This is a genomic window from Kiritimatiellaceae bacterium (assembly GCA_013141415.1).
Classification (GTDB): Bacteria; Verrucomicrobiota; Kiritimatiellia; order Kiritimatiellales; family Tichowtungiaceae; genus Tichowtungia.
On record JABFQY010000005.1, the window covers coordinates 23,379 to 49,773 of the forward strand.

The following is a 26,395-nucleotide window of genomic DNA, read 5'->3' on the forward strand; positions in this document are numbered from 1 at the left end:
AGTTTATGCGGGCTGCAGAAAATGTGCCCATACATTGGAAGCGGCGTTGAGGGCGCGGGCGCGGTGCGAGATTTTATTTTTCACTTCCGCCGGAAGTTCGGCGAAGGTCTGGTTGTAGCCGTCCGGAACAAACAGCGGATCGTAGCCGAAGCCCTGATCGCCACGCAGTTCTTCGATAATCCGGCCTTGCACCGAGCCTTCGACCGTCAGCGGTTCTTCGCCGGGCAGGGCGAGGGCGATGACGGTACGGAATTGTGCATGACGGTTTTTCTTCCCGGCCAGTTCGCGCAGCAGCTTCAAGTTGTTGTCGTGGTAAGAGCAGCCTTCCCCGGACCAGCGGGCCGAATAAACGCCCGGCTCGCCGTTCAGCGCTTCGACTTCCAGTCCGGAATCGTCGGCCAGCGCGGGCAGTCCGGTGGCTTTGCAAATCTCAACCGCTTTTTTAATCGCGTTGGCTTCCAGTGTGGTGCCGTCTTCCACGACGTCGGGGATATCCGGAAAATCAAACGCGGAACAGACTTCCAACCCTTGGAAATCAAAGATGGCGTGGATCTCTTCGAGCTTATGCCGGTTGCGTGTGGCGATAACGAGTTTCATAGAGCAGACAATCCACGGTGCCATGCCGCCAGAACGCGGTCGACGGCTGCTTCAGCTTTCAGCTCCCATACCAACGATTCTTTGCGCTTCGGGTCGGCATCGAACCATTGGCGCGTCATCTGCATCCCCTCGCGGAAGGAAATTGTCGCTTTAAAATCCGGCACGAAGCGTTTGATTTTGCTGTTGTCGAAAATAACGCTGTGCGTTTTGTCGCCCAGCAGGCTCGGCCCGTTGATCTCGGGGTCGATCTTTGCAATAAAATCACTCGGGATGTGCACGAAGTTTGGCTTGCACTCAAAAACGTCGGCGATGGTTTCGTAAATCTGATTCCACGTTAGAACTTCATCGGTCGTAATGTGAAACGCTTCGCCGATTGTGTCCGCCCGGCCCAGCAGTCCGACAAATCCTTTGGCGAAATCGTGTGCGTGCGTCACAACCCAGAGCGACGAACCGTCGCCGTGAATCACGGCCGGGCCGCCGGCCTTGAGGCGGCGCACAACGGCGTAGTCCCAGGATCCTGCGCCGGTCGGGATGCAGTTGCGGTAAGTATGGGAAGGCCGCACGACGACGCCCGGAAAATCGGTGGTGCCGAGAAGCAGTTTTTCGCAGGCGATTTTATTGCGGGAATATTCCCAAAACGGATTGTCGAGCGGCGTCTCTTCCGTAATGAACGGTGAAGCCGGTGGCGTCTGGTAGGCCGAGGCCGAGCTGATGAAAATATACTGTTTCGTCCGGCCGCGGAACAAATCAATGTCCTGCTGCACCTGATCCGGCAAAAAAGTGATCCAGTTGACCACGCAGTCCCAGTCATGTCCTTTTATTGCCGCCGCGACGTCCGCCTTGTTACGAATGTCGGCATGAATCGTCTTTACGCCCGCCGGCACCGGAAAGGATGCCGCATGACCGCGATTGAGATGCCACAATTCGATTCCCTTTTTAACCGCCAGTTCTGTGACTGCTGAACTGATGTTGCCTGTCCCGCCGATAAACAAAACTTTCATAAAGGCTCCTCCAAGCCGCCAGACAGTACATAAAAAAATCCGCCGCGCCACTTTGTTTTTCAGAACACGGCTATCTGGTTCGGCATTATATCTGGAGTGTTGCACAAAACGGCGGGAACGGGCAGGGTTTACGCATGGCAAAAAGTCTCGGACGGTATGGAATTTTTCTGGCGGCTTGGATGTCCGCTTTTTTTGTGCAGGCGGTGCCGCTTTGTTTCATGGATGCAAAGCAGCAGGGCAGTTTTAATATCGGTGCGGCGCAGGCAACTGTTTCCCGCGAGTTTGAAGAAGCGCCGATCAACCGCGACCTGCTGATTATCAGTTATTCCATTCCCGACCAGACCGCCGCCGGAGTCTGGGCCAAGGAATATCCCGCCGCGCTGGCCGCCGGTTCCGTTGATGTCGTCGAACTCGGCATCTATGTTCCTGAAGAGAGCGCCTCGGCGATTGCTCTGGCGTTCGAGATTAAAGGCTCAGCCGGTACGCAGCGCTTTCCTGTGCAATTGCATCCAGGCTGGAGCACAACGCGCGAGCTGATTGACTGGAATAAAATCGGCACGATCAGTGAAACGGTTCTCTTGATTAAGCGCATTGGCGGCGATAACCCCGCGACCGGCCGCATCCGGCTGGACATGACATTTCAAAAACTTCCGTTTTGGGAAAAACTGCGCGCCACGCTTTGGGGCCGGCTCGGCGGCATTACCATGTTCAGTCTGTTGCTGAGTCTGCTGGTCGCGGTGATCCGGCGGAAAATGAAGGTTGCAGTGAAAGGGTTCGCCCGCGATCTGTCTTTCGGTGTCGCCGCCGTGCTGATCGTTTCCTCGGTGCTCGGCGTTTACTCGCTCGGCAAATCGAACCCGCTCGATTCCGGCTGGTTCTGTTTTTACGTCGCGGGTGCCGGCATGCTCGCCAGTCTGCTGATTAAACTTCCGCTGGCTGGGCGTCCGGTTTTTTCCGGCGAAACGTTGATCAGCGCGCTCTGTCCCGGCCTGCTGGCCGCCGCCGCCAGCAAAGAAGTCCTCTGGCAGGCACCGGATTCACTGACCGGTTTTTTCCAGCTCAGCGGATTCGGCGCGGCGCTGTTCATTCTGATTTTTCATATCACCAATATCTATCGCCTCAACCTGCGGAAAAAACATATCGGCATCATCAGCGGCGGTATCATCACCGCCGCGCCGTTCGTTTTCGGACTGCTGCTGGCGATGCAGTCGTTTCACTATTTCATAGTTCAGGCTTTGCTGATTTTCTGCGTCGGCGAATTTATCGCCAACGCCTCATCCTTGATCAACCGCGAGCGGCCTCTTCTCTCGCTCAAAGTTCACCGTGCGCTGTTTGTGCTCTCCGTGCTGGCAACCGCTTCGCCGATGATTGCCGATCTCGGTTCCGGCGAATCCGCCGCCGCGCTTCCGGCACTGCTTCGCCCGTTCGCCGCGGTTCTCGCCACGATGTTTTCACAGGCTCCGCTGTGGGGAATTGTTTATCTGTTCACTGGACTGATTCTCGGCGCAATGCACGGCAACGCGCCCTCCGGCACGGTGGCGCAGGACGACGCCATTCGCGGAATGAAAAAAGGAATGGTCTTTAGCGGCGTGCTGATGGGCCTGCTCCAGCTGTTTCATGCAGTGGCCGGAGCGTCCTGGTTGCAGAATTTTTACACAGCCTCTCCGGCGCTTCTTCTCACGCTGGCGGGCGTCGCGGTTTTTCCGCTGTTCAAAACCGTCATCGAAACCTTTGACGGCAGTCAGTCATTTTTCGGGCGCGCTTCCTGTGCCTACAAAGATCCGGTGCTCTACCTGCGCGGACTGGTTCTCGGTGTCGCGTTCGCCGTCGGCCTGAATATGAACTTTGCCGGTCTGCCGACAGCGCAGCGCGTCGGGTTCGGCTTCGCGGCAGGCGCGGCGGCCTTTGGCGGCGTGAGCATTTTGCGCGACCTGCTGTTCGGCGCGCGCGGCATCGGCGGTGTCAAATCGTGGCGCTATTATTTAGTCGAAAGCGGACTCGGCGCATTTATCGGCGCGGGCATCGGCTTCTATCTCGACGCTTCTCAGCTTCCGATTATCGGAACCAAGTTTGAACTCTATAACAGCTTCGGCCTGAATCCGGCGGAGATCGTCACGCGCTGTCAGCAACTGCGCACCACCGCGCCGAACGAATACACCGCGCTGATCAGCCGCTGGGGCCATATCAAACTTTCCGCCGCGTCCGGCGGCGCGAAGATTCTGTTCAACGAAGCGCTGATGGGTGTGATCGGCTGGGGAATTGCCGCGCCGCTTTTCGCGATCAACAAAGCATTTCTTTCCGCGCTGCTCAACCGCGATGCGTCTTCGATCAAGCGGATTGCGACCCGCCCCGGCCTGATCGAGCTGGCCGACGGCACCGTTTATGTTCTGCGCTGGGGCCTTTGGATGGCGCCGCTGATCTTCACCTTCCTGCGCCCGATGGCCGAAGCCGCCTGGTACAATCAGGACGGACTCATCCGCACCTTCTTCGCGATTTTCAACAGCATGACCCGCGATGCCGCCGGCTTTACCGCGTGGAGCCTGACGGTGTTCAGCTGGATCATCGGCTACGCCTGGTTCCAGATTCTGATCTGGATTGATCACATGGGACTGCGCGTTGCGACGCTGGTTAATCTTTCGTTCCTCGGCGTTGACCGGCTCGACGAACGCTGCGCCACCTTTGTCGGCGCGGAAGCCACTGCCCGGTTTATTCCGGAAGGAGTAAAACGGTTCACCACCTGGGCGCCGCTACTGATTCCGTTCTATCTGCCGAAGGGCGAACAGTGGGCGCAGGTCTTCAGCGCCGGTGCCGCTATTCAGGCGCGGCAGGCCGGTGCCGCGCCGGGACTGGTTACGCGGATTCTCATCGCCGTTGCGGCGGCGGGCATCACGACGCTGCTGTTCACACTGCGGCGGAAACGGCGCGAGCGCCGCGCGGAAGAAGCCGAAGAGACCTTTGGTTTGATTAACAACAAATACGAAGTGGAGCTGAAGAAGAGCGGCGAGATCAATTCATTCCTGACGTCGAACGGATTCGGTATCAGCCGCTGCGCGTTTGAAAACGTCGATCCGTCCGGGCGCATTCTGTTTATCGTAGAGGTCGGCGAAAACGGCGCGGCGAATAAAGCGTGGCCGGTTCTCGGAAATTTTCCGGCGGAACTTTTTACGCCGTCCGTTCATGAAGGCAATAGCGACCGGATCCGGGTGGTTAACACCGCCAACGAAGTTCGCGTTACGGTCACCATCAAACTGCCGGGGCGCAACGACGCGGTGGAGCTGTGGACGATCGAGCTCGAAGACCTCAGTGGTAAGGCTCGTAATCTGAAAGTGGTTCCATACCTTGAATGGATGCTGAACCGCGCGGATGCCGACCGCAATCACACGCAGTATAACCGGCTTTATCCGGAAATGTCGTATCGCGCAGAAATCAACGCGATGCTGGCGTTTCACCGCAGCACCAAACTCTACGGCATTCTGGCTTCGTCCGACACGCCTTCCGGCGTGCTGACGGGGCGCATCGATTTTATCGGCCGGGCCGGAAGCATCTGGACTCCGCGCGCACTCGAAACACTTGCCTTTCGGAAGGCGTGTGATGCGGAAGCCTGTCCGACATTCGATCCGATCGGTTCTCTATTGCTCGACGCGCCGCTCCCCGCGAACGGCAGACTGTCTCACCGGGTTTTGATCGGCGGATGCGAGCATAAGGCGCGCGCCGAGCAGATGATCGTGAAATATCTCCGGCCGCAAACGGTTTCGCCGCTGTGCGGACAGAAAGAGCCGGAGCGTCCGTTAAAAATCGGGCACGGCGAAATTCCTGTCGGCACGCCGGAGCGCTACACGGAATATACCGACGACGGCAACACCCTGCGTGTGCTGACCCCGTTTACGCCGCGACCGTTCGACCACGAAATGGCGAATCCGCTGGGTCACGTTGTCGCCGTTACGAACCACGGACTGCATTCGTCGGCCAGCGGCAACGCGCAGCAGAACCGGCTGACGCCCGACTGGGCCGACCTGATCGGCGATCAGATTCCGTCCGAGGCGATTTATCTCTACGACGAACAGACCGGCGACTGGTTTTCGCCGTGCTACGATCCGCTCAAAGATCGCACCGCCGCGCACGATGTGTTCTTCAGTCTCGACGGCAGCGCGCTTTTCAAAATGCAGAAGGGCGGACTCGAAACCGAACTTTCTGTGCATGTGCCGCTCGACGAACCGGCTGGCGTTTATTTGTTAACAATCCGCAACACCGGCATTGCGCCGCGCCGGTTGCGCGTTGCGCCGTATTTCCAGATTGCGCTGGCGCACAGTCCGGAATATGCGGGCTCGCTGCTCATTTCGCGCGACGCCAAAACCGGCGCGCTCTATTTTGAAAATCCGCGCAACCGTTTCCGTACCGGCTCCTGCTTCGCCGCCATAAGCGAACCGGTTGAACAGTTCGCTACGCGCCGCGACCGTTTCTTCGGCGCGGGCCGCACGTTTGCCCGTCCGCTGTTTGTCGAATCCGGCGCGCCCGCTCCGGCGGCAGACGACTGCCTGCCGGTCGCGGCACTGCTGACGACCGTTGAAATTCCGGCGGGCGGCGAAAAAATAATTTCCATTGTGCTGGGCGAAGCGGACAGCCGTAAGCAGGCTGAAGCCTGTGTGAAAAAATTTCAGGTTCCGGAAAATGCCGGACAGAGTTTGCAGGCCACCCGCGACTGGTGGATGGCATTGCAGTCCACGCTCAAGGTGGAAACGGACGACCCGGAATTTGATGCCTATGTGAAGTGGATGAAATACCAGACACTCAGCGAACGCATCTGGGCGCGCAAAGGATTCTATCAGGCCTCCGGCGCATTCGGTTTCCGCGATCAGTTGCAGGATACCGTCAACATGATCTGGGTTGATCCGTCGCTGGCGCGTGCCCAGCTCATTCTGCATGCGGCCCAGCAGTTTCCCGAGGGCGATACGGCCCACTGGTTTTTCCTCCAGCAGGACGGACGTACCGGATTCCTGAGCCGTTCGCATGCCAGCGATAATCTGATCTGGCTCGGCTGGGGCGTGGCGGAATATGTCCGCATGACCGGCGACACGACACTGCTCGACGAAAAGGTCAGTTATCTCAAAGCCGAAACGCCGCTTGCGCCGTTGCCTGCCGGTAAGCACGGCATGGGTTTCTTTCCGTTGCGTTCGCCGCGCAGTGACTCTGTTTATAATCACGTCATGCGCGCCGTGGATCTGGTGTTGAATAAACGGATGGGCCGCCACGGACTTCCGCTGATGGGAACCGGCGATTGGAATGACGGGCTTGACGAAATCGGCAGTAAAGGGCGCGGCGAATCGGTCTGGATGGCTTTTTTCCTGACGTACGCGCTGAAAAATCTTCTGCCGATTATCGGGGAACGCAGCGGAAAAAAACGGCGCCATCACTATGAACAGCAGTTGCGGATCCTGGGCCGGAATATTGAAAAGGTCTGGCGCGGCGACCGCTACCTGCGCGCGATTCACGACGACGGCACCGAAATCGGTGTGGCGGGCGCGGGCTACTGGGAAACCGACGCGCTCGGTGCGGCGTGGGCTGTTTTTTCCGGCGTCAACCCGTTGCGCAGCCGCATCGCGCTTGATACGGCGCTGAAAATTCTGGAAGGCGGAAAAACCATTTGTCTTGGCTGGCCCGCACTGCGCGAAAACACCAGACCGTATCTTGGACGCAGCAGCACGTATCCGGAAGGGGTGCGCGAGAACGGAATGTATTCGCACGGCGTCCAGTGGCTGACACGCGCCTGCCGCCTGCTCGCCGAGCGCTTCGCCGCGCAGGGCGACGAAGTCACCGCGCAGCACTACCGCGATGCCGCCGTCCGGCTCTGGTATAAAATTTCCGCCATTCCGCACACCCGTGGCGCAGAAATTGAAAACTACGGCGGACAGCCGAATAAGCAGTGTGCCGACTATCTTACCGTCCACGATCCGGGTCGCATGATCTGGAGCGGTTACACCGGCGCGGCGGGCTGGATGCTGCGGCAGGCGTGTGAAAGCGTCGTCGGCGCAACACTGGAAAACAATCAGGTGATTTTGCCGGATGATTTGGCCTTGCCTCGCGGCGGGCTCACCGTTAAACGTGTCCGCCGTAATCTGATTAAAAGTCCGCTTAAAGAATGACCGGTTAATAATAAGGAGCGCAATGAAGCAGGGTTCCATTCCAAAAACATTGGTGAGGGGTGTGTTTGTGACGATGCTGTTGTCAGGCCTGATAACAGCAGCACACGGAGCTGACGGAGAGAGTCAGGCCTGGGTGCAGTTCTGGGCGTCGGCGAATATTACGGACAGGGTTGGCGTCAAGCTGGTTCGTGAAGACCGGTTCCGGGATTCGGATGAAGACAAATATTATTACGGTTACACTGAACTCGGTTTTCCGGTGAAGTTGAATGACCATTGGAGTGTTGCTCCCGCTATCCGGGCTGTTCGCGCGCTGCGCGGCGGCGAATGGCGCGATGATTTGATGCCGCAGGGTAATTTGATGCACAAAACCGCGCTTGGGCCGGTTACGCTTAAGAACCGGGCGAGGCTGGCGAAAACATACAAGGAAGCGGCGGATGTTGATCCGGTTGAATATCAACACAAGACCGATCTCGTGCTGACTAAAGGCTGGGGATCATGGAATGTCCGTCCATATGCTGCCGAGGAGGTCTTTTACGATTTTGATGAGCATGACCTGACTCGGTTCCGTACGTACGGCGGTCTGCTGGTTTCTCCGGTCAAGAAGGTGTCCGTTGACCTGTATGTTATGCGGGAGGATACAAAAGCTGCCGGAGGGTGGACTGATATTCTAGTTTTCGGTCTGGCCGGCGGGTATGAGTTCTAACTGCCGGGACTGTGCATTAACTGAATCCTTCTGTTGTAATAAGAGTGCCGCATGATGAAAAAAATAATTGTTACCGCCGGGTTGAGTGTTTTGCTGGGCGCAGGATGTGCGCATGTTCCACCGCCGTCTCTGCCGGAGACGCCGGACGCGAAGCCGTCGGTTGATGCATTTAATTTCCCGCTGGTGAATCCGGAGCATGAAAACATGCAACGGCTGCTGGCCAATGCGATGGGATATCTTAAACCAGAGCATGAGTTGGTTGATTCGGCATCCGGTTATCCGGTTGAAGGCTGGAATCAGGAGCCGGAGCGTGGACTCTATCTGCGCTCATTCACTCAGCTGACGGCGATCGGCGAGCGGGTTGAACTGCTGGCGAACATCGCGGCGGGGTATGCGGACAATCCGTACATTTCACGCGAAGAGGCGCTTCGTCAGCTTAAGCGGATGACATCGAGTCTGCTGTCCGATCAGACCGATCCCAAGGTGAGCGCCAAAGGATTGCTCGGAAATTTTCTAGGGTTCAGTCCGGCTGGACGGATCGGCCCGCTGAGCGAGGAAGTAGAGAAGCAGAAGTTTATTGATGCATTCGGCGGGGAACAGGCTGTCCAAATCTGGGACGCGCTGGTTGCCCGTAAGTGGATTGTTCCGCAGCAGGACGGTTCGTTCGCCAAGATTCCGCGCAAAGGGGAGTATGGTGACAAATTTTTTACCGGCGAGCTGACGCCGTTTGCCGAGAGCAACACCTGCGCGAAAATTATGGCGGTGCTGGACATGCGCGTGGTGCAGATTATTTTCGGCGACAACGCCAACCTGACGGCGTCGGCGGCCAAAGCAATCGGTGCGCTGCACCATTCGACGTTGCGCAACGAATCGCTGGCGGCGGAACTGTGCGAACAGCTGGAGCAATTCATCGCACAGCAGGAAGAAGGATACCGCTATCTCTACGATGAAAAGTCGGGCTCGTTTATTTTCGGCTGGAACGCGACGAAAGACCGTTTCACCGGCTGGGAAGACAGCAACGGCAAATGGATCGTCGGGCACATGGATTATTTTGTGAACGAGTTCCGCGGCCCGCTTTGCTTTGTGGTGCAGCGTTTCAATCTGCCAGCGGATGCGGTTAAAAATTCCGGTTTCAAAATCAAGCCGTACCGGATGACGGACGGGTGTGATCTTTATACGCTGGCGACGTGGCACGGTTCGTCGTTTCAGTCGCTCGGCCTTTCGCTGTTCATGCAGGAGCTGGACACACCGGGCTGGCGGGAAAATCTGGAGAACTCGGTGGCAATCGAACTCGATTATTCAACCCGGCATAAACTGCCCGGATTTCTGAGCGAAGCGTACAGCGGTCACGGCGTGGAATATACCGGTGATATCGGTATTCCCGATGTCGCGGTGACCGATCAGCCGCGTATCACCAATGCACCGTCATTGTACACGCTGGGGGTCGCCTATGAAGTGGCGCCGGATAAAATCGAAAAGTTTCTCGCGGCCAACCGGCGAAAGATCGAACGGCTTTTCACCGACCACGGGCCGTGGGAAGGATACAACGCGACGAAAGACGAAGTGATTCAGTTTCAGACGACGGCGCATACACTGGCGCTGATTCTGGGAGGCATTGGTTCCGCTGAAGAAAATATGCAGCGTTATCTGACGTGGCAGGGCATCACGTCGCTATCGAAAGTTCAAGGCAACGAATCCGTTGCTGTTGATCTGCTGGGCAATGCACAATGGATTTCATGGAGTCCGGGCGGCGACAGTCTGGAAGGACTGCATTGGCGCAACGGCTTCCGGGTTCGCGGCGATGCGGTGCGCAACGGCGCGGTAACCGTCAAACTGCCGAAGGCGGCGAGCCTGTCGAACGGGGCTCTGCTGATCCGTTACAGAGCGGCAAAGCCGCTGAATACCGTCATGACGCTGACCGGCGGGCCGACGGTGTTTCAGAACGAAATGACTATGCGCTTCGATGTGACCGCTGCGGAAAAAGAAATTCGGATACCGATGCCCGCAACGCCGGGACTGGAAAGCGTCAGTGAACTGGTGATCCGCTTTGGCGATCCACGCGCTCCGCTTCCGGTCGATTTGACGCTCTCCGGTTTTGAGTTTTCTCCGGCGAAATAATCCGCCGGGTGAGGGCACCCGGCCCACAAAAGAAGAACTGTAGGCCCGGTCACCTGACCGGGCGTCATTTTAAATAAGAGCAGCAATAGTCGGCGACGACCGGAACCTTGAGCTTGAATTTGCTGTTGGCCGGAACCTGGTAGGACTCGCCCGCCTTGAACGTTTTCCATTTGGTTTCGCCGGGAAGCAGGACATCCATCTGGCCGCCGAGCATCTCCATGATTTCAGCGGCTTCGGTGCCGAATTCATAGTCGCCGGGCATCATGATGCCGAGGGTTTTCTTGGTGCCGTCGGCGAATAGAACGGTGCGGCTGGTGACTTTGCCGTCAAAATAGACATTCGCTTTTTTTACTACGGTTACGTTTTTGAATTCAGACATGAATTTCTCCTTGGTGTTTATGATTCTGAAAGTCGTTTTTTCGGGGCTTCGAAAAGCAGGGTGTGGGCTTCGCGCAGGATGCCGGGAATGCGGTCGGCAAAGGGACTGTTTTTAAGAAACGGTTTGAGCGTCTTGTCGTCCACAGCGGCGGCGGGCTGTCCGGGGAACCAGTGTCCGGCGTTGCCCATGAGGTTGTAGCGCATTTTTCCGAACTCAACCATGTCGAGTCCTTTGGCGTAGGTCCAGAGCCGCAGAATTTCCGGGATGTTGATTTCTCCGGGAGTATCAACCTGACGCGGGAGTCCTTCATGCCAGTGGTGAGTCCAGTCGGCACCGAGAGATTTTTCCAAGGCCTGAAAAAGGCGCGCTTCAATTTTTTCGATGATTGGAAACTTTTCTTCCATTTTCTGAACGGCGGCGACGTGCTCAACCAAATCGGACGGTCGCGCGGCGCCGATGGAAAGAGTGTGAACACTTGGATCGCGCAGACAGTAGAGATCATTGAAGGCCATCGGCGTCAGTGGCTGGCAGAGGTCGATAAGTTTCGCTGGCGGCTCGTAGAGTCTGCCGCCTTTATCAACCGGGCTGATGATGAAAACGCCCATATCGCGTTTGATTGCGGCGTCAACTGGCGCGCGGTTGATCGGGTGATAGACAAAGTACCAGTGCAGGTTGACGTATTCAAAAAATCCGGTTTCGATGGCCTTAACGACAAGGTCGGCCGGGCCGTGTGTGGAAAATCCGATGTGCCGGCAGCGACCTTCTTTTTTGAGCCGCTCAAGCGCCGGAAAAGTCCGGATGGCTTGTTGCAATGTTTCTTCGTTATTGATGCCGTGAACGGAGAGCAGATCAACATGGTCGAGCTTGAGCGTGGCCATGGACAGTTCAAACGTTTCGAGAAATTCAGCCGGAGTCTCCTTGGTGTTGACCTTAGTCTGGACGATCATTTTGTCGCGCGGAAGCGCCGACAGAAATTTTCCGAGTTGGTATTCAGAGGTTCCGTAGCCGCGGGCGGTTTCGATGTGGTTAATGCCGAGGTCGAGCGCATATCGGACCGTGGCTTCGAGGTTCTTTTGATTTTCTTCTGTGACGGAATTGCGGGCCGCTTCATCGTCCTGCCACGATTGCTGATAGCGCATGCCGCCGCAGGTGATGACGGATAGTTGCAGTTCTGTTTTTCCAAAACGACGTCTTGGTACGCTCATAGATTAACCTCCGAAGGCAACGATGATGCTCAGTGAAATCGCCGAGAGCAACGTGCTCACGACGATGATATGCGCGGCCATCTCGCGGTCGCTGTCAAAAATATCGGCGAGTACATAGCTGGCCACAGCGGTCGGGCAGGCCAGATAGATGAGCAGCATCTGCCGCTCAACCGGCGGAATATTCCAGAGCAGCGCAAGGCCGAGTCCAATCAGCGGCTGAATGAAAACTTTGATGCTGGATGCAGTGAAGGAGTGAAGTAACCCATTTCCAATTCCCTTAAAGGAAAGAGAGGAGCCGATGCTCAGCAAAGCCAGCGCAAGCGACGCGTCGCCCAGCGCGGAAAGAGAGCGCTGTATGGCCATCGGGAACCGGATCCCGTAAAAATTCAGCAGAAGGCCGGCGGCGCAGGCGATCAGCAGCGGGTTGCTTGCCAGTTGTTTAAAAAACAGCCGGATGGTTTGACTGTGGCTTTGCTGCTTCCGGTCGCTGTGTGCGAGCAGAACGGTGACAGACAGAACATTGTAGAAGACAATGGCCGGGGCCAGAGCAACGGTTGCCAGCGCTTCAACTCCGGGAGTGAGGCCGGACATGGAATAAAGGATGACCGGCAAACCGATGAAAGCGTTATTGGAACGAGCTGCGCCCTGAACAAAAGCACCGGCTGACCGGGGCTTTAGTCGCAACAGGAACACGGCACCATAACTGACCAGCACGGATCCGCAAGTTGCCGCAATCAAGAGTACGGACATTTGTGTGATATCACCGGAGTCGAAGGTGGCGTTGGTTACTTTATCAAGCAGCAGGGCGGGCAGGGCGACCCAATAGGTCAGCCGGTTCAGGCCCTTGGCGAGATCGTCAGAAAAAAAACCGGTGCGGCAGAGCAGGTTGCCGAGTGCAATAATCAGGAAGACTGGCATCAGGCTGTTGAGTACGTACATGGCGGAAAGAGTAGAGAGGAGCGGGGGTTGAAACAAGTGGAAAGGCGGCGAACAGTTCCGTTTGACATCACTGAGCTTTTACGTAGAATGCGCGCTTCTTTTTCAAGGCGGGATAGCTCAGTTGGTAGAGCAGGGGACTGAAAATCCCCGTGTCCTCGGTTCGATTCCGAGTCTCGCCACCAAATTTAAAAACCGCTCTCCATCCAGAGGGCGGTTTTTTTATATCGCAACATAACCGTAAACAAAAAGGCACCCCGCCGAAGCGGAGTGCCTTTTAAATCCTGAAAATACGATTTTGCGTATTTTCGTTTATGGTGCCCTGCTGGAGGGCCTCCCGCGACGGCGGGGGTTATTTCTGTTTTTTGTGAACTTTACGACCGAGTTTCTTGGCGAAGGCTTTGCAATTACGCCCCAGCGCCTTGAAGTCAATCTGAAGATCAAGCATTGCCTGATAGTCGTTCGGTTCGATTCCGAATCCGTATGGGAACATCTTGATTTCTCCTTTCTTTCTTCTTGGAGGAAACCTTGCGGCGGCCTCCGTGGATATCTTTCCCAACCATTGGGAAAGTAAATCTTGCTGCCTTTTTACTCTTACTGGAGGGGAAGTCAATAGGACAAATGTTAAATTTTTGTTAGAACAGATTGTGATATTAAAACATACACTGCTGTTCGTTAGCGTATTTCGCATAAACAGCAACTAAAACCATCCCATTTAAAGAGTTTTGTAGTTGATCCGAATAGTACTGAAATTTGTCGGGGAAACAGGCTACCAAGTCAGTGTAAGTGACGCGCCCGCAAATCGTTCCGGAGGGCGCTGGCCGGGGAAGGCTTGGAAGTCGTCGTTCCAGGCATTGTTCAGCAGGAGCGATAGTGTGGCGTAATCGGCCTTTGGCGGGGTGAAGCGGACGACGAACGAACTGTCGGCACCGAAACTTCCATTTTGGCGCACGTTGTTATCCGTCTGCCAGCGGAGCGACTGCACCGTGCCGATCTCGACCGGCTTGATCGGCCGCCAGAGCAGAGAGGCCTGCGCAAGATGTTCGGGATAATCAAGGGCGTAGCGCGAGGCGTAATTCCCAAAATCGGCCGCTGTGAGGTCTTTGTATATCCAGGTATAGGCAAACTGCATTTCGATATTTTGCGCCGGATACCAGCCGAGGCGCGTTTCGGTGCCGAATACGTCCAGATCGCCGATGTTTGTGGCAGTCCATCGGGCTGCGGAGTTGGCTTTCATCCAGTCCACGGTGTTTTGCGAGTGGCGGTGAAATGCGGCGACTTTCCAGTCGGTATGTTCCGACGGCGTTCCCTTGAATCCGGTCTCCGTCTGCTGTTCGATTTGCGGTTGCAAGCCGGTATTGCCAAGACTGAAGGGAGAGTTGTAGTTCAGTTCCGTGTAAGAAGGCTGGCGGACGGTTTCGGTATAAGAAATAAACGTGGTCAGGTTGTCGGAAAGAAGATATTCAGCGCCGGCCTGCGGAAGCCAGTATGGCGAATCGCCGGAGAAGAATTCACTGCGCGCTCCGGCGGTTACTTTCAGCCGGTCGCCGCGCCATCGCGGCAGCAGTGAAACGCCGCCGCGAGTGCGGCTGAAGTGACCGAGCGGTCCGGATCCGTCACTGGCAATACGTTCTTCGTCTGCATCGGCGCGCCAGCCGAGCGCCCAGCCGTTGACTTCCAGCGTACGGCCGTCGAAGAAGGCTGAGCTGACCTGAGAACGGTGTTGATTGAGATAGGAATAGGTCGGCAAAGAGTAATCATCTTTGAATTCGTGCCATGAGATTCCGCCGCGCAGATAGTCTTCGTCCGGATTGCCTTTGCGGGCGGCGAGATAAAGCAGGGTATCCTCGGTTTTTTCGTTCGCCGGAACTGTATCGCTCACACCGTAATAACCGCGCGCGCCGAATTTCTTTTCCTGCCGGGCGGCCAGAAGATCGACCTGCACATCGTCTGCACGGTGCTGGAGGTGGGCTCCGGCATAGTCGCGGTCGTAATTGTTATCGGGATAGTCAACGCCTTCAGCTGACTCGCGGCCGGCGAAGACGCCGATGCCGAGGTGATCAGTGAGCATTTGCTGCACCAGCGCGCTCTGCCAGTCGCGGTGATCCGAGCCGACACCCGCTTCCAGCTGTCTTTTTCCAATGATTGGAAGCAGACCGAAGCCGACCGTGCCGGTGAGATGTCCGCCCTGATTGTCGAGGCCGGTCAGCACCGCCGGACGCGAAAGCATCACGGCGGGCACCGGCAGTTCAGCGTTAAAATGTTCGGTCTGCGGATTACGCAACGTCAGCCCGCCTAGCGAAAGACCTGCGCCGCTGAAGGAACTGCCGCGTACGGAAAGGTCGTTTTGCGAACCGCCCTGCGAATTGAGTACCACGCCAGGTTCGGCGCGCAGCACTTCATGAATTGCCGCGTTTCCGGCGGTTTGGGCCGCGGCCGTCACCACAATCGGCGGAATATTGGTGGCAAGCTCTTCGGCATAGAGAGAGCTGACTGTGAGAAGAAGCGCAGTTGCGATAAAATTTGTCTTCATAATATTTTTCCGGAACGTATTCTCTCCCCGTTCAGGTTTTGAGCCGGACAAGCTACCGGAATATCCGATGAAGTCGATCGTTTTTTAAGGAAAGGAATTCGTTATGAACAGTGACAGAGTAAAAAAAGGAATGGAACGCGCGCCCCACCGCAGTCTGATGCATGCCACCGGACTAACCGACGCCGACATCCAGAAACCATTCATCGCCGTCTGCAACTCCTTCAACGAAGTGATTCCCGGCCATGTTCATCTCAATCAGGTTGGACGCCTCATCTGTGAAGCGGTCCGCGAAGCCGGCGGAACGCCGCGCGAGTTCAATGTCATCGGCGTTTGCGACGGAATTGCCATGGGCCACGAAGGGATGAAATATTCTCTGCCGAGCCGCGAACTGATCGCCGACAGCGTGGAAACGATGGTTCAGGCTCACGCCTTTGACGCCATGATCTGTATTCCCAACTGCGACAAAATCGTTCCCGGTATGCTGATGGGCGCGGTTCGTTGCAATATCCCGACGATTTTCGCCAGCGGCGGCCCGATGGCGGCCGGTCGGCTGGAAGACGGTCGCGTCGTTGACCTCATCAGTGTTTTCGAAGGCGTGGCGCAGTGCAAGGCCGGTAAAATGAGCGAAGAAGATTTGTTGAAGCTTGAATGTGCTGCATGTCCCGGCGCTGGTTCGTGCTCCGGTATGTTCACGGCCAACTCGATGAACTGTCTGTGCGAAGCGATCGGTATGGCGCTGCCCGGCAACGGTACTTTGCTGGCGATTGAACCGGCTCGCCGCGAACTCTGGAAAGAAGCCGCGCGTCGCGCCGTCGCCATGGCCAAAGCCAACGGCCCGAAGCCGCGCGATATCGTCACGCACGATTCCATCGACAATGCCTTCGTGCTCGATATGGCGATGGGCGGCAGCACCAACACCGTTCTGCATACGCTCGCCGTCGCCAACGAAGCGGGCGTCGACTACAACCTCGAACGCATCAACCAGCTTTCCAAAACCACGCCGAACATTTGCAAGGTTTCGCCGTCGTCGAATTTCCATATCGAAGACGTGCGCGACGCCGGCGGCATCAGCGCAATCCTTGGCGAAATCAGCAAAATCAAAGGACTGCTCAAGTTAGATTGCCCGACGGTCAGCGGCAAAACGCTCGGACAGAATATCGCCGGAGCTGTCAGCAAAAACGAAAAGTGCATTCATAAAGTCGAAAACGCCTACAGCAAAGAAGGCGGACTCGCCATCCTGCGCGGCAATATTGCCGAAGCGGGTGCTGTTGTGAAGAGCGCGGGCGTTGATCCGAAGATGCTGGTTCATAAAGGCCCGGCGGTTATTTTTGAATCGCAGGAAGAAGCCTGCGAAGGAATTCTCGGCGGCAAAGTCAAAGCGGGCGACGTCGTCGTTATCCGCTACGAAGGCCCGAAAGGCGGACCCGGTATGCAGGAAATGCTCGCGCCCACCAGCTACATCATGGGGCAGGGACTTGGCGACAAAGTCGCGCTCATCACCGACGGACGGTTCAGCGGCGGAACGCGCGGCGCCTGCATCGGCCATATTTCGCCCGAAGCGGCGGAAGGCGGACCGATCGGTCTGCTGAAGACCGGCGACATCATCGAAATCGATATTCCGAACCGCAAACTGCACGCCGAAGTTTCCGACAAGGAATTCGCCACGCGCAAAAAATCGTGGAAGAAGCCCGCGCCGCGCTACACCACCGGCTGGCTCGCCCGCTACGCCTCGCTCGCCACCAACGCCAGCAACGGCGCGGTGCTGAAATCCCAGTGCGACGTCTGCGACGTATAAGCGGAAATGAAGAAAAGACAAAAAATCGGTTGGGGTGTCGTCGTCATAGCGTTGGCGGTTGTGGCCTACAAATACTTTTTCGGCTATCAAACCAGCTTCGCAATTCTCGTTCGGCACAATCGGGAACCATGGATGGATATTGTGCCAAAACCGATGGCAGTCGGTCTGTATACAGAGCCGGTGACAAAACTTAAGGCCTTCGACTACAGTTTTTCCGTGCCGTGGCCGGACTGTTCTCAGCCCGCATGGATGGTAAGAACATCTCTTGTGGCATGGGCTTGTTCAGGATCAAATGTCACAGTTGTGTGCTTTGCTCCGACCGAAGGGTTGTGCAGTTCAATTATTCCTGACACGTCGAGTGAAAGTGCTGAATACAGACAAGCGATGATAAAGTGGTTGGGGATGGAGAATGTTACACTCACAAATTCTCACATATTCGCAAAAGCAATGGAGGTGACTCCTGGGGATTTTTCCCCGTTTGGCCCAAGACGCGAGGCTGCATTTAAATTCATGCTGTTTCTTATAAAAACGATGTGCATGTCGCCAAAAGCGCACGAAATTTATTCCTTTGATCAAGGTGATATAAAAGGGTTCCAGTTCGGGAATCCTTCAATAGATCGCCGTGTTAATCTTTGTCTTTTTGATCGGATGGATCGCGAGGTAGAGATAACCATCGGAACGCGCACCAACTCACCGGTTCGGCTGACGCAGGCGGACATCAACACAATCATCACGACGTTTTCGAGCGAGCCGTAAAGAGGTTCGACGTATAAAAGTAAACGGCGGCTTCCGTGTGGAAAGCCGCCGTTTGTTTTTCAGTTCCGGAGAACTATTTGACGGTTGCGCGGAAGGCGGAGGCAGGCAGTCCGGTTCCATTCGCCAGGTTCGGCATAGCGAGTTTGTGCCAGGCAAAGCGCATGGCGACCGGCTCGGCGACTTCGGGTGAACGGATGATGATGCCATTGTCTTTAATTACCGCCTGCGCCGGTTTGAACACGCCGTCGGCTCCGGCGATTTCAAACCAGTCCGGCGATTTTCCGTCGCGGGTGGTGAGGCCTTCGGCTGAATCGAATGTAACTTTCAGTCCGCCGGGAGTTTTCTCCAATGCCTTGAAGGTCGGGCCGGAGCAGACGTTTTTCTTGTTGTAGTTGCGGGCTTCTGCCAGCAATGCAAGGCGGGTGCCGGGAATTTCTTTATTCGGCGGGTGGATGTTATTGGTCGTGGCGTAATCACTGACGACCGCCATGCCGGTGTTCGGAATATTTTTTTCAATGGCGGCCTGCGCTTCCCAGAAGGTCGGCAGGACGGAAGGCTCTTCGTTTTTATAGTGGAACGGAGCGATCTGCACGAAATAGAACGGGAAGTTGTAGCCCCATAACGCCCGCCAGCCGTTCACCAGCGCTCTGGTTTTATCCACGTACAGCATGCCGTCCGTGCGGTTTGCTTCGCCCTGATACCAGATGGCTCCGCGAATTGCGAAAGGAATGTGGGCGGCGATCATGCCGTTATAAAGAGCGGTCGGAGTTTGCTGCGGGCCCTTTTCATTCAGTTGCAGTGCGTTCTGTGTGCGCTGGTAGATATCCTGCAGAGACGCCACGTTTTTAAATCCGCGCGGCGGCGTCCACGGTTCAATCCGGGTTCCGCCCCATGCGCTCAGCAGAAGTCCAACCGGCACATTTAGATCCTGATGCAGTTTGCGCCCGAAGTAATAAGCGGTGGCGGAAAAAGATTTTACAGTTTCGGACGTGCAGATGTTCCATTCCGCCTTAACGGTTTCGAGCGGCGTTGCGGAGGGAACCAACGGAGTGTTGAAAAGCCGTATCTGCGGATAGTTCGCTGCGGCGATGGATGCTTCTGCATTTTCACAGGGCGAGTTTGACCATCCTTCCATCGGCATCTGCATGTTGGACTGGCCGGAACAGAGCCAGACTTCGCCGACCAAGACATCGTTGAATGTCGATTTCTGATTGCCGATTGAAGAGGAGACGATCAATTCGCGGGATTCGGAAGAGGCCGGCATCGGAGCCAGATTCGCCCGCCATTTTCCATTGGTCGCGGCGACGACGGTTTTTGTTTGGTCGGCAAACTGAATCGTAATCGTTGCTCCGGGATCGGCTTTGCCCCAGACCGGCACACTCAGCTCGCGCTGGAGCACCATGTGGTCCGAAAAGACAGCAGGCAGGCTTAACTCAGCCGCAAGACAACTGTTCGACAGGATGGCGATGAACAGGATGAGACGCTTGATCATAAAACCTCCAGATGTTGAATGTTCGGAAATATACACGGCTTTCGTCAGAAGGCAATCGCGGCCCTACAGACTCCACGGAAGCCGTCCGGGAGATTTCGTGTCGAGCTGTCCGGAACCGAGCAGGGTGTCGAGTTGCGCCAGCAGTCGCTCTTTATCTTTCGGGAAGCGCGCTTCAAGCGGAACAATGTTTGACGAATGGTCGGCGCGAAAAACGGTCTGCTCCAATTCTAAGCCTTGAATCATTTCGCGCGTTTCCGCTACGGCATCGTGTTCCGTAATCATTTTAAAACCGCTGTGGTAAAGAGACGTGTCGGGTGTGGTCACCAGCCGCAAAGCCGACAGCAGGCGCGGCTGCATTTTGTTTAACGCCGTCGCAGTGGCCAGAGCATGCTGGCTGGAACGCAGTTCCCCGGCGAGGCCGATCAGCACCATCACCGACATCCGCAGTCCCGCTGTTTGTGCGCGGAGCCCCGCTTCAATCATCTCTTCAGCAGACTCGCGTTTGTTGACGGCACGGAGCGTTTCGTTGTTGCCGCTTTCCAGCCCCATGTAGAGCGTATGCAGTTTCAGCTCTTTCAGACGGCGCAGTTCCGCATCGGTCTTGGCGAGAATCGACGCGCCGTTGGCGTAAATGCTGACGCGTGCCAGCCCGACGAACTTTTCATTTAACGAAATCAGCATCGTTTCCAGAGTTTGAAAATCGAGATTCATTACATCGCCGTCGGCCAGAAAAATCCGCCGTGCGTCAGGCCAATGCTTCCAGGCTTTGGCGAATTCCTTTTCGGCGTGTTCGGCTCCGTGAAATTTATACGGCACGCCTTTGTACATTCCGCAGAAGGTGCAGCCGTTCCATGGGCATCCGTCCGCTACGCGGAGAATCAGACTGTCGGCCTCCGCCGGTGGACGGAACAGAGTATGTGAGGTTCCAAACATGGCTCAACAAGATAACAGGTTTCTATGGATTGGGAATTCTTAGCCGAGAAAACCTTTTCCGAACCTTGGAAATCCCGGAGCGGTTTAGTAGCCTCTCGGCCATTGTTAAACAACGAAGGAGTTCTTTATGAAATACTTACTGACGATCGGATTGATTGCCTTGGCCGCAGAGCTGTATGCCGCAGACGGGAAACACCTTTTCATTCTTTCCGGCCAGTCGAATATGGCAAGTCTCGATCCGAATTTATCGTTTGTTCCGGCGGTGGAGGCTGAGTTTGGCAAGGACAACGTGATTGTCGTAAAAGATGCGATGGGTGGTCAGCCGATACGCCGCTGGTATAAGAAGTGGGAGTTGGCGGCAGGCAATAATCCGAAAGAGGTTGGCGACTTGTATGACCGTCTAATGAAGAAAGTAACCACTGCGACCGATGGGCGGAAAATACAGACCGTGACGTTTGTCTGGATGCAGGGCGAGCGGGATGCAAAGGAGAAATACGGGCCGGTGTATGCCGCCGCACTGAAGGGAATTGTTGATCAGCTCAGCACGGATATCGGGCGCAAGGATATCAACGTTGTGATCGGGCGGCTGAGCGACTACGACATGGGAAATGTCAGGTACGCTCACTGGACAATGATTCGCGACATTCAGGTTGAGATGGCCGGAAACTCTCCGCGTTATGCCTGGGTGGACACCGACGATTTGAATGACGGGGTGAACGCCGCCGGGAAAGAAATCAAAAACGATCTGCATCTTTCCGTGGAAGGATATAAAACGCTCGGCCAGCGCTTCGCCGACAAGGCGATTGCCCTAATCAAGCAACAGCCGTAACCACGTTTCGCCGGATTATTCCCACTTATGGCGCGGATATTTCCGCGAAAGCGCCTTGCGCAGTTCGGGATAAGCGGTGCTCCAGAAGGATTCTAAATCTTCGGTGATTTGAACCGGTCGGCGGTTCGGCGCGAGCAGTTCGACGACGAGCGGAATTCTTCCAAACGCAATACACGGCGTTTTGGTCATGCCGAAGAAGTCCTGAATCATGGCGGAGAGTACCGGTTTGTGCCCGGCTTCGTAGCGGACGCGGGCGCGGTGTCCGCCCGGCATCGCGAACCGGTCGGGCATTTGCTTTTCAATCCACTGCTGCTGTTCATACGTCAGCCAGTCGCGGACGACAGCCTTGACGTTCGCTTCGCGCAAATCTTTGCGGCAGACCGCGCCGAGACAAAGTTCTTCAAGCATGGTGCGTCGCGCCGCTTCGTCGATCACCGGAATGTTTTTATCGGGACACCATTCCGCCAGCAGGTTGACGCGCAGAATCCAGTTTTCGATTTCATCGTCCCAGCCGGGAATATCGAGATTGCCTTTGAGCACTTCGGTGGCGAGGACGGCGGCGGCTTCGTCCGGTTTCGGATCGTGGGTGATGGAGGAGTCGAGCGCGAGGTCGCGGAACATTCTGCGCCGTTCGACGACGACCCGTTTGATTGACGTGTCGTAAAGCGGTACGCGGACTTCGCTGAAATCTTCGGGGAACAGCTCTTCGAGCCATTCTTCTTTTACGGTGGTGGCGAGGTTGAGTAGTACGCCGGTCTGTCCGCGCGTCTGGCCGATCTCGGTAATCTCGGCGGCGACCAGCAGGTCGGCGTCGCGAATTACGCTTTCGCGCGCCAGCTCGGCGGTGCGGCCATGAACGAGATCGCAACGCAGTGTACCTTTGTCGCACCGTTTGGCGAGTTGGTCGGAGAAAGCAGTCAGAATGCATTTTTGCAGAAACTCATCTTCCGGCGCGGCGCGGTTGATTTTCAGTCCCTGCTGTTCGGCGATTTGCAGGAAGCGTTCGTAGAGCGGTTTTACCTGCCGCGCCGCGGCGGCGTGGATGCCGAGTTCGCGGCAGGCTCCGGTGTTGTAGTTGTTTTTATCGGCGAACAGCCACGCCCGCATGAGCCGCTTAAAGTCGGAACAGTCGTCGTCGCCCAGCAGATCGTCACGCTGTCCGCGCACTTCTTTCCCTTTATTGCGCTCAAGGATTCCTTTGCCTTGCGTCAGCGCGGCGATCAGGCAGGCCTGCCGGACGCAATGGTACTGGTCGGCGGCGAGTAGCATCCGGGCATAACGCGGATGCATCGGAAACTGCACCATCCGTTCGCCGGTCTTCGTCAGCTTGCCGTGATGGTCGAGCGCGCCGAGATCGGTGAGCAACGTGAGTGTGCGCGCCAGCGAAACCGGATCGGGTTTTTCCAGCCACGCAAAATTTTCTACATCGTCGATGCCGCCCGCCTTGAGCGTGAGGACAACTTCCGACAAATCATGCCGCAGAATTTCCGGCAGCTCCTGCGCTTTGCGTGTGCTTTGCTCCTGAAGCGTCCAGAGGCGATGACAAACGCCCGGCGCGGTGCGTCCGGCACGTCCGGTACGCTGGTCGGCGGAGGCGCGGCTGATTCGTTCGACCATCAGCGTGTCGATGCCGCGCGCCGGGTCATAGCGCGCGATTCGGGCGAGTCCGCTGTCGATCACGGTGCGGATGCCGGCGATGGTGATCGACGTTTCCGCGACGTTGGTGGCGACGACCACTTTGCGATAGTTGCCCGGCTCGACGGCGACGTCCTGGTCGCGCGGCGAAAGCTCGCCGTGCAACGGCAGAACGGCGAATTCTTTGGCGCAGGATTTGGCGCGGACGGCTTCGACGGTGCGGGAAATTTCATACGCGCCGGGCATAAAGATCAGCACGTCGCCTTCCGCGCCGGAGCGGGCCGCGTTTTCAAACGCATCGGCGGCGGCCTCCCAGACGGGATGGTGATCGAAGTCGATTTTTTTGGCGGCGTAGGAAATCTCGACCGGAAACATGCGGCCTTCGGATTTAAGCTCGCGGCACGGCGCGAGATAGTCGCGGAGCGGCGCGGCATCGAGCGTGGCTGACATGACGATAATTTTCAGGTCGGGCCGTGTCTGCTGAAGGTGAAGCGCGCGGGCGAGGGTGATGTCGCCGTAAAGGTGGCGTTCGTGAAATTCGTCGAAGCAGATCGCGCTGACGGCTTGCAGTTGCGGATCGTCGAGAAGCTGGCGGAGCAGAATTCCTTCGGTGACGTAGCGGATACGGGTTTTGTTCGAGATGCAGTTTTCAAAACGAACCTGATAGCCGACTTCGCCGCCGGTTTCGCCGCCGCGCTCCTGCGCCACACGGCGCGCCAGCATCCGTGCCGCGATGCGGCGCGGCTGGAGGACGACGATGTTGCCGTCGCAGAGGCCGGAATCGAGGAGCATCTGCGGAACCTGCGTGGATTTACCGGAGCCAGTCGGCGCTTCGATGATGAGTCGGGTCTCGCTCTTCAGTGCCGCGATCAGCTCATCGCGCAGTTCATAGATTGGAAGGTTTGCCGGGTTCATGTTTTCAGGACGTAAACCATATGGTTTCCGGCGCAACTCTTCGAGACCCAAGTTGAATTGGAAAACACGGCAGAATGAGCTATATTATCCATGCAGATTTTGTATACTGGATTACTTTTTATTAGGAGAACCCCATGAAGAAATATGTTGTAGTTTTCGGACTGTTGCTTTGCTTTTCTGGACTTGCTCAAGCGGCTCCTATGAGGGCGCACGTTTTGTTCAGTGATCACATGGTACTTCAGCGGGATATGGACGTTCCGGTCTGGGGATACGCAACGGTCGGCACCGTGGTGACGGTTAAGCTCGACGGCGTCACGGTCGGAACGGCAACGACCGACTCCGCTGGCCAATGGATGGCGAGAATCGGATCGCATCCGAATGACGGCGGCGTGTCACATGTTCTGCTGATCTCTGCGCCCAGCGAAACAAGTGTTCAAATCAACGACGTAGTTTTTGGAGATGTTTATCTCGCTTCCGGGCAGTCCAACATGGCCTTGCTGATGGACACCAGAGTAGGGGTTGGTCCTAATCCCTACCATGCCGCCGGGGTAACTGGTTATGCGGATGAAATCATAGCATCTGCCGCCTATTCGAAGATTCGTCAGGTTACGGTTTTCTACTCCGGGACATCAGCCACTGAGCTGAAAGAACCGCAGTTGACTGAGAGCTGGACAAACTGCAATCCTTCATCAATCAGCAATTTCACAGCCGTCGGCTATTTTTTCGCAAAAAATATTTATTTGGAAACAGGAGCACCCGTCGGGCTGATTCTTTCCGTCAAGGGCGGTCAAGTTATCGGAGGCTTTTTAAATTCAGCCGGATGCGTGAAGGTACCTCAGCTTTCCGGCATGCTGCAAAATAAGGAACAGGGCGGACTTCCAGACCATTTTAAAAAATATAACGCCATGATTGCTCCGCTGATGCCCTACGGTTTGCGCGGTGCCATCTGGTATCAAGGGGAAGCTAATGTCAGTGACAACAACCTCTATCAGCATGAACTGCGGGCGCTGATCCGTGGCTGGCGGCAGAGTTGGGGGCAGGGAGATTTTCCGTTTTACTATGTTCAACTGCCGACCTTGAGCGAGGCGCTCGGGGGCATTCCTTGGCCGGGGCTACGCCAGGCACAGTTCAATGTTCTCTCGGAAACCAATGTCGGCATGGCGGTGAATATAGATGCATCAGAAAACTCGCTTCATCCGGCCAACAAGACTGATCTGGGATATCGTCTGGCGCAATGGGCGCTGGGGAGAGATCTGCGCCGCGACGACAGGGTGTACAGCGGCCCGCTGTACCGGAGTTCGACCGTGGAAGGCGCACAAATCCGGATTCTTTTTGATTATGCCGACACCGGATTGATGGTTGGCTGGAAAAAAGGAACCAATTCAGTGGTGCCTTCCGGAACATTGCAGAACTTCGAAATTGCCGGAACGAACAGAGCCTTTTTCAGCGCAACGGCTGTGATCGATAAAGATACTGTAGTCGTCTCCAGTCCGAGTGTGCCGGCCCCGGCCTATGTGCGGTATTGCTACGCTGCGGTGCCGTCCGGCACCAACAAGCTTTATAACAGCGCCCGGCTCACAGCGTCGCCGTTCCGCACCGACGAGGACTATCCGCTGTTTGTGATTTCCGGAACCGCCGCCAGTCTGACGAATATTCCCGGTTCCGTGGTGACCATTACCGCCGACGCCGCACCCAGCGGAAAAGTTTTCGACCGCTGGATCGGTGCCGCCTCTGAGATTGATGATCTTAATGCCGCGACGGCTCAGGTGACCATGCCGTCGTACGCGCTCTACCTGCTGGCGACCTATCGTGATACTGCGGCGTCAGTTTACACGCTTTCTGTCAGCAATGGCTTCGGCAGCGGGACTTCGCAAACCAATTCCATCCTGAACATAGAAGCCGCCGCGCCGCCGACCGGTAAGGTGTTTGATCATTGGGCCGGGAACACGCAAACCGTGGTGGATGTTTCCGCCGCGGTCACCACGTTGCGGATGCCCGCCAGTGACGTATCCGTCACGGCGGTTTACCGCACGATCGACAGCGTGGGCGACGGCGTCAGCGATGTCTGGCGTACGCTTTATTTCGGCGGCGACGGCACAACCACCAACAGTCAGTCCGCCGCCAGCGCCGATCCTGACGGCGACGGCGCAAGCAACCTGAAAGAATATCTGGACGGAACCTCACCGCAGGACGGGCAGTCCGCTTTGCATATCGGGAGAACCTTTTCCGGCTCAGGCGGAGCGTTGAATTTCCGGAGCGTTACCGGATACCGGTACCGGCTCGAAACAACCGCCAGCCTCACAGCTCCGTCCTGGACGACGATGATTTACAACATCACCGGCGACGGACTGCAAAAGCAGACCAGCTTTACACTCGGAACCGCCTCCAACGGATTTTACCGACTCCGCCAGATCACAGAATAGGAATT

17 protein-coding genes and 1 tRNA gene are annotated in these 26,395 nt (G+C 56.4%); 8 read left to right on the forward strand and 10 right to left on the reverse strand.

The window, feature by feature from the left end; translation table 11 throughout:
- Nucleotides 1–3: 3 nt before the first annotated feature.
- A complete protein-coding gene (locus HOO88_07265) occupies nucleotides 4–597 on the reverse strand; it encodes an XTP/dITP diphosphatase (GenBank protein NOU36553.1) in 594 nt (197 codons plus the stop codon).
- Entirely contained in the window at nucleotides 594–1,598 is a 1,005-nt protein-coding gene (locus tag HOO88_07270) for an NAD-dependent epimerase/dehydratase family protein (protein NOU36554.1), read from the reverse strand. Before HOO88_07270 ends, HOO88_07265 begins: the two co-directional genes overlap by 4 nt.
- Before the next feature lie 134 nt (nucleotides 1,599–1,732).
- Here HOO88_07270 and HOO88_07275 point away from each other — a divergent pair, with 134 nt between their 5' ends.
- From HOO88_07275 to HOO88_07285, 3 genes are read left to right on the forward strand one after another with little or no spacing between them, the layout of a single operon-like run.
- A complete protein-coding gene (locus HOO88_07275; protein NOU36555.1) occupies nucleotides 1,733–7,738 on the forward strand; it encodes a hypothetical protein in 6,006 nt (2,001 codons plus the stop codon).
- A 22-nt stretch (nucleotides 7,739–7,760) separates the two neighbouring features.
- Nucleotides 7,761–8,441, forward strand: coding sequence for a DUF2490 domain-containing protein (locus HOO88_07280; protein NOU36556.1), 681 nt, complete (start codon nucleotides 7,761–7,763; stop codon nucleotides 8,439–8,441).
- 51 nt (nucleotides 8,442–8,492) lie between these two features.
- Nucleotides 8,493–10,559, forward strand: coding sequence for a hypothetical protein (locus HOO88_07285; protein NOU36557.1), 2,067 nt, complete (start codon nucleotides 8,493–8,495; stop codon nucleotides 10,557–10,559).
- A gap of 64 nt (nucleotides 10,560–10,623) precedes the next feature.
- Here HOO88_07285 and HOO88_07290 read toward each other — a convergent pair whose 3' ends face one another.
- From HOO88_07290 to HOO88_07300, 3 genes are read right to left on the reverse strand one after another with little or no spacing between them, the layout of a single operon-like run.
- The gene (locus HOO88_07290; protein NOU36558.1) at nucleotides 10,624–10,938 is read right to left on the reverse strand and encodes a pyrimidine/purine nucleoside phosphorylase; all 315 of its coding nucleotides are present in this window, start codon (nucleotides 10,936–10,938) and stop codon (nucleotides 10,624–10,626) included.
- A gap of 17 nt (nucleotides 10,939–10,955) precedes the next feature.
- Complete coding sequence (locus HOO88_07295) at nucleotides 10,956–12,143, reverse strand: aldo/keto reductase (GenBank protein NOU36559.1); 1,188 nt, start codon at nucleotides 12,141–12,143, stop codon at nucleotides 10,956–10,958.
- 3 nt (nucleotides 12,144–12,146) lie between these two features.
- A complete protein-coding gene (locus tag HOO88_07300; GenBank protein ID NOU36560.1) occupies nucleotides 12,147–13,061 on the reverse strand; it encodes an AEC family transporter in 915 nt (304 codons plus the stop codon).
- 127 nt (nucleotides 13,062–13,188) lie between these two features.
- Between HOO88_07300 and HOO88_07305 the strand changes: the two genes are divergently transcribed.
- Nucleotides 13,189–13,264: transfer RNA gene (locus tag HOO88_07305), tRNA-Phe, on the forward strand.
- A 167-nt stretch (nucleotides 13,265–13,431) separates the two neighbouring features.
- On the opposite strand, the gene HOO88_07310 is transcribed toward HOO88_07305, so the two are convergent.
- Together HOO88_07310 and HOO88_07315 are read right to left on the reverse strand one after the other, a co-directional pair.
- Nucleotides 13,432–13,572, reverse strand: coding sequence for a hypothetical protein (locus tag HOO88_07310; protein ID NOU36561.1), 141 nt, complete (start codon nucleotides 13,570–13,572; stop codon nucleotides 13,432–13,434).
- Between the two features lie 276 nt (nucleotides 13,573–13,848).
- Entirely contained in the window at nucleotides 13,849–15,612 is a 1,764-nt protein-coding gene (locus HOO88_07315) for a TonB-dependent receptor (GenBank protein NOU36562.1), read from the reverse strand.
- Nucleotides 15,613–15,715: 103 nt separating this feature from the next.
- On the opposite strand from HOO88_07315, the gene ilvD reads away from it, so the two are divergent.
- Both ilvD and HOO88_07325 read left to right on the forward strand, forming a co-directional pair.
- Nucleotides 15,716–17,407, forward strand: coding sequence for a dihydroxy-acid dehydratase (ilvD, locus tag HOO88_07320; GenBank protein NOU36563.1), 1,692 nt, complete (start codon nucleotides 15,716–15,718; stop codon nucleotides 17,405–17,407).
- A 6-nt stretch (nucleotides 17,408–17,413) separates the two neighbouring features.
- The gene (locus HOO88_07325; GenBank protein ID NOU36564.1) at nucleotides 17,414–18,163 is read left to right on the forward strand and encodes a hypothetical protein; all 750 of its coding nucleotides are present in this window, start codon (nucleotides 17,414–17,416) and stop codon (nucleotides 18,161–18,163) included.
- Nucleotides 18,164–18,236: 73 nt separating this feature from the next.
- Here the strand turns inward: HOO88_07325 and HOO88_07330 are convergent, their stop codons facing one another.
- Together HOO88_07330 and HOO88_07335 are read right to left on the reverse strand one after the other, a co-directional pair.
- Nucleotides 18,237–19,655, reverse strand: a complete 1,419-nt coding sequence (locus tag HOO88_07330; GenBank protein ID NOU36565.1) for a sialate O-acetylesterase — start codon at nucleotides 19,653–19,655, stop codon at nucleotides 18,237–18,239.
- A gap of 63 nt (nucleotides 19,656–19,718) precedes the next feature.
- Complete coding sequence (locus HOO88_07335; GenBank protein ID NOU36566.1) at nucleotides 19,719–20,588, reverse strand: radical SAM protein; 870 nt, start codon at nucleotides 20,586–20,588, stop codon at nucleotides 19,719–19,721.
- 127 nt (nucleotides 20,589–20,715) lie between these two features.
- Between HOO88_07335 and HOO88_07340 the strand changes: the two genes are divergently transcribed.
- Entirely contained in the window at nucleotides 20,716–21,417 is a 702-nt protein-coding gene (locus HOO88_07340) for an acetyl xylan esterase (protein NOU36567.1), read from the forward strand.
- 15 nt (nucleotides 21,418–21,432) lie between these two features.
- Here HOO88_07340 and hrpB read toward each other — a convergent pair whose 3' ends face one another.
- Complete coding sequence (hrpB, locus tag HOO88_07345; protein ID NOU36568.1) at nucleotides 21,433–23,967, reverse strand: ATP-dependent helicase HrpB; 2,535 nt, start codon at nucleotides 23,965–23,967, stop codon at nucleotides 21,433–21,435.
- 134 nt (nucleotides 23,968–24,101) lie between these two features.
- Between hrpB and HOO88_07350 the strand changes: the two genes are divergently transcribed.
- Nucleotides 24,102–26,390 (forward strand): hypothetical protein, encoded by a 2,289-nt coding sequence (locus tag HOO88_07350; protein ID NOU36569.1) that lies wholly within the window; start codon nucleotides 24,102–24,104, stop codon nucleotides 26,388–26,390.
- Nucleotides 26,391–26,395 lie beyond the last annotated feature (5 nt).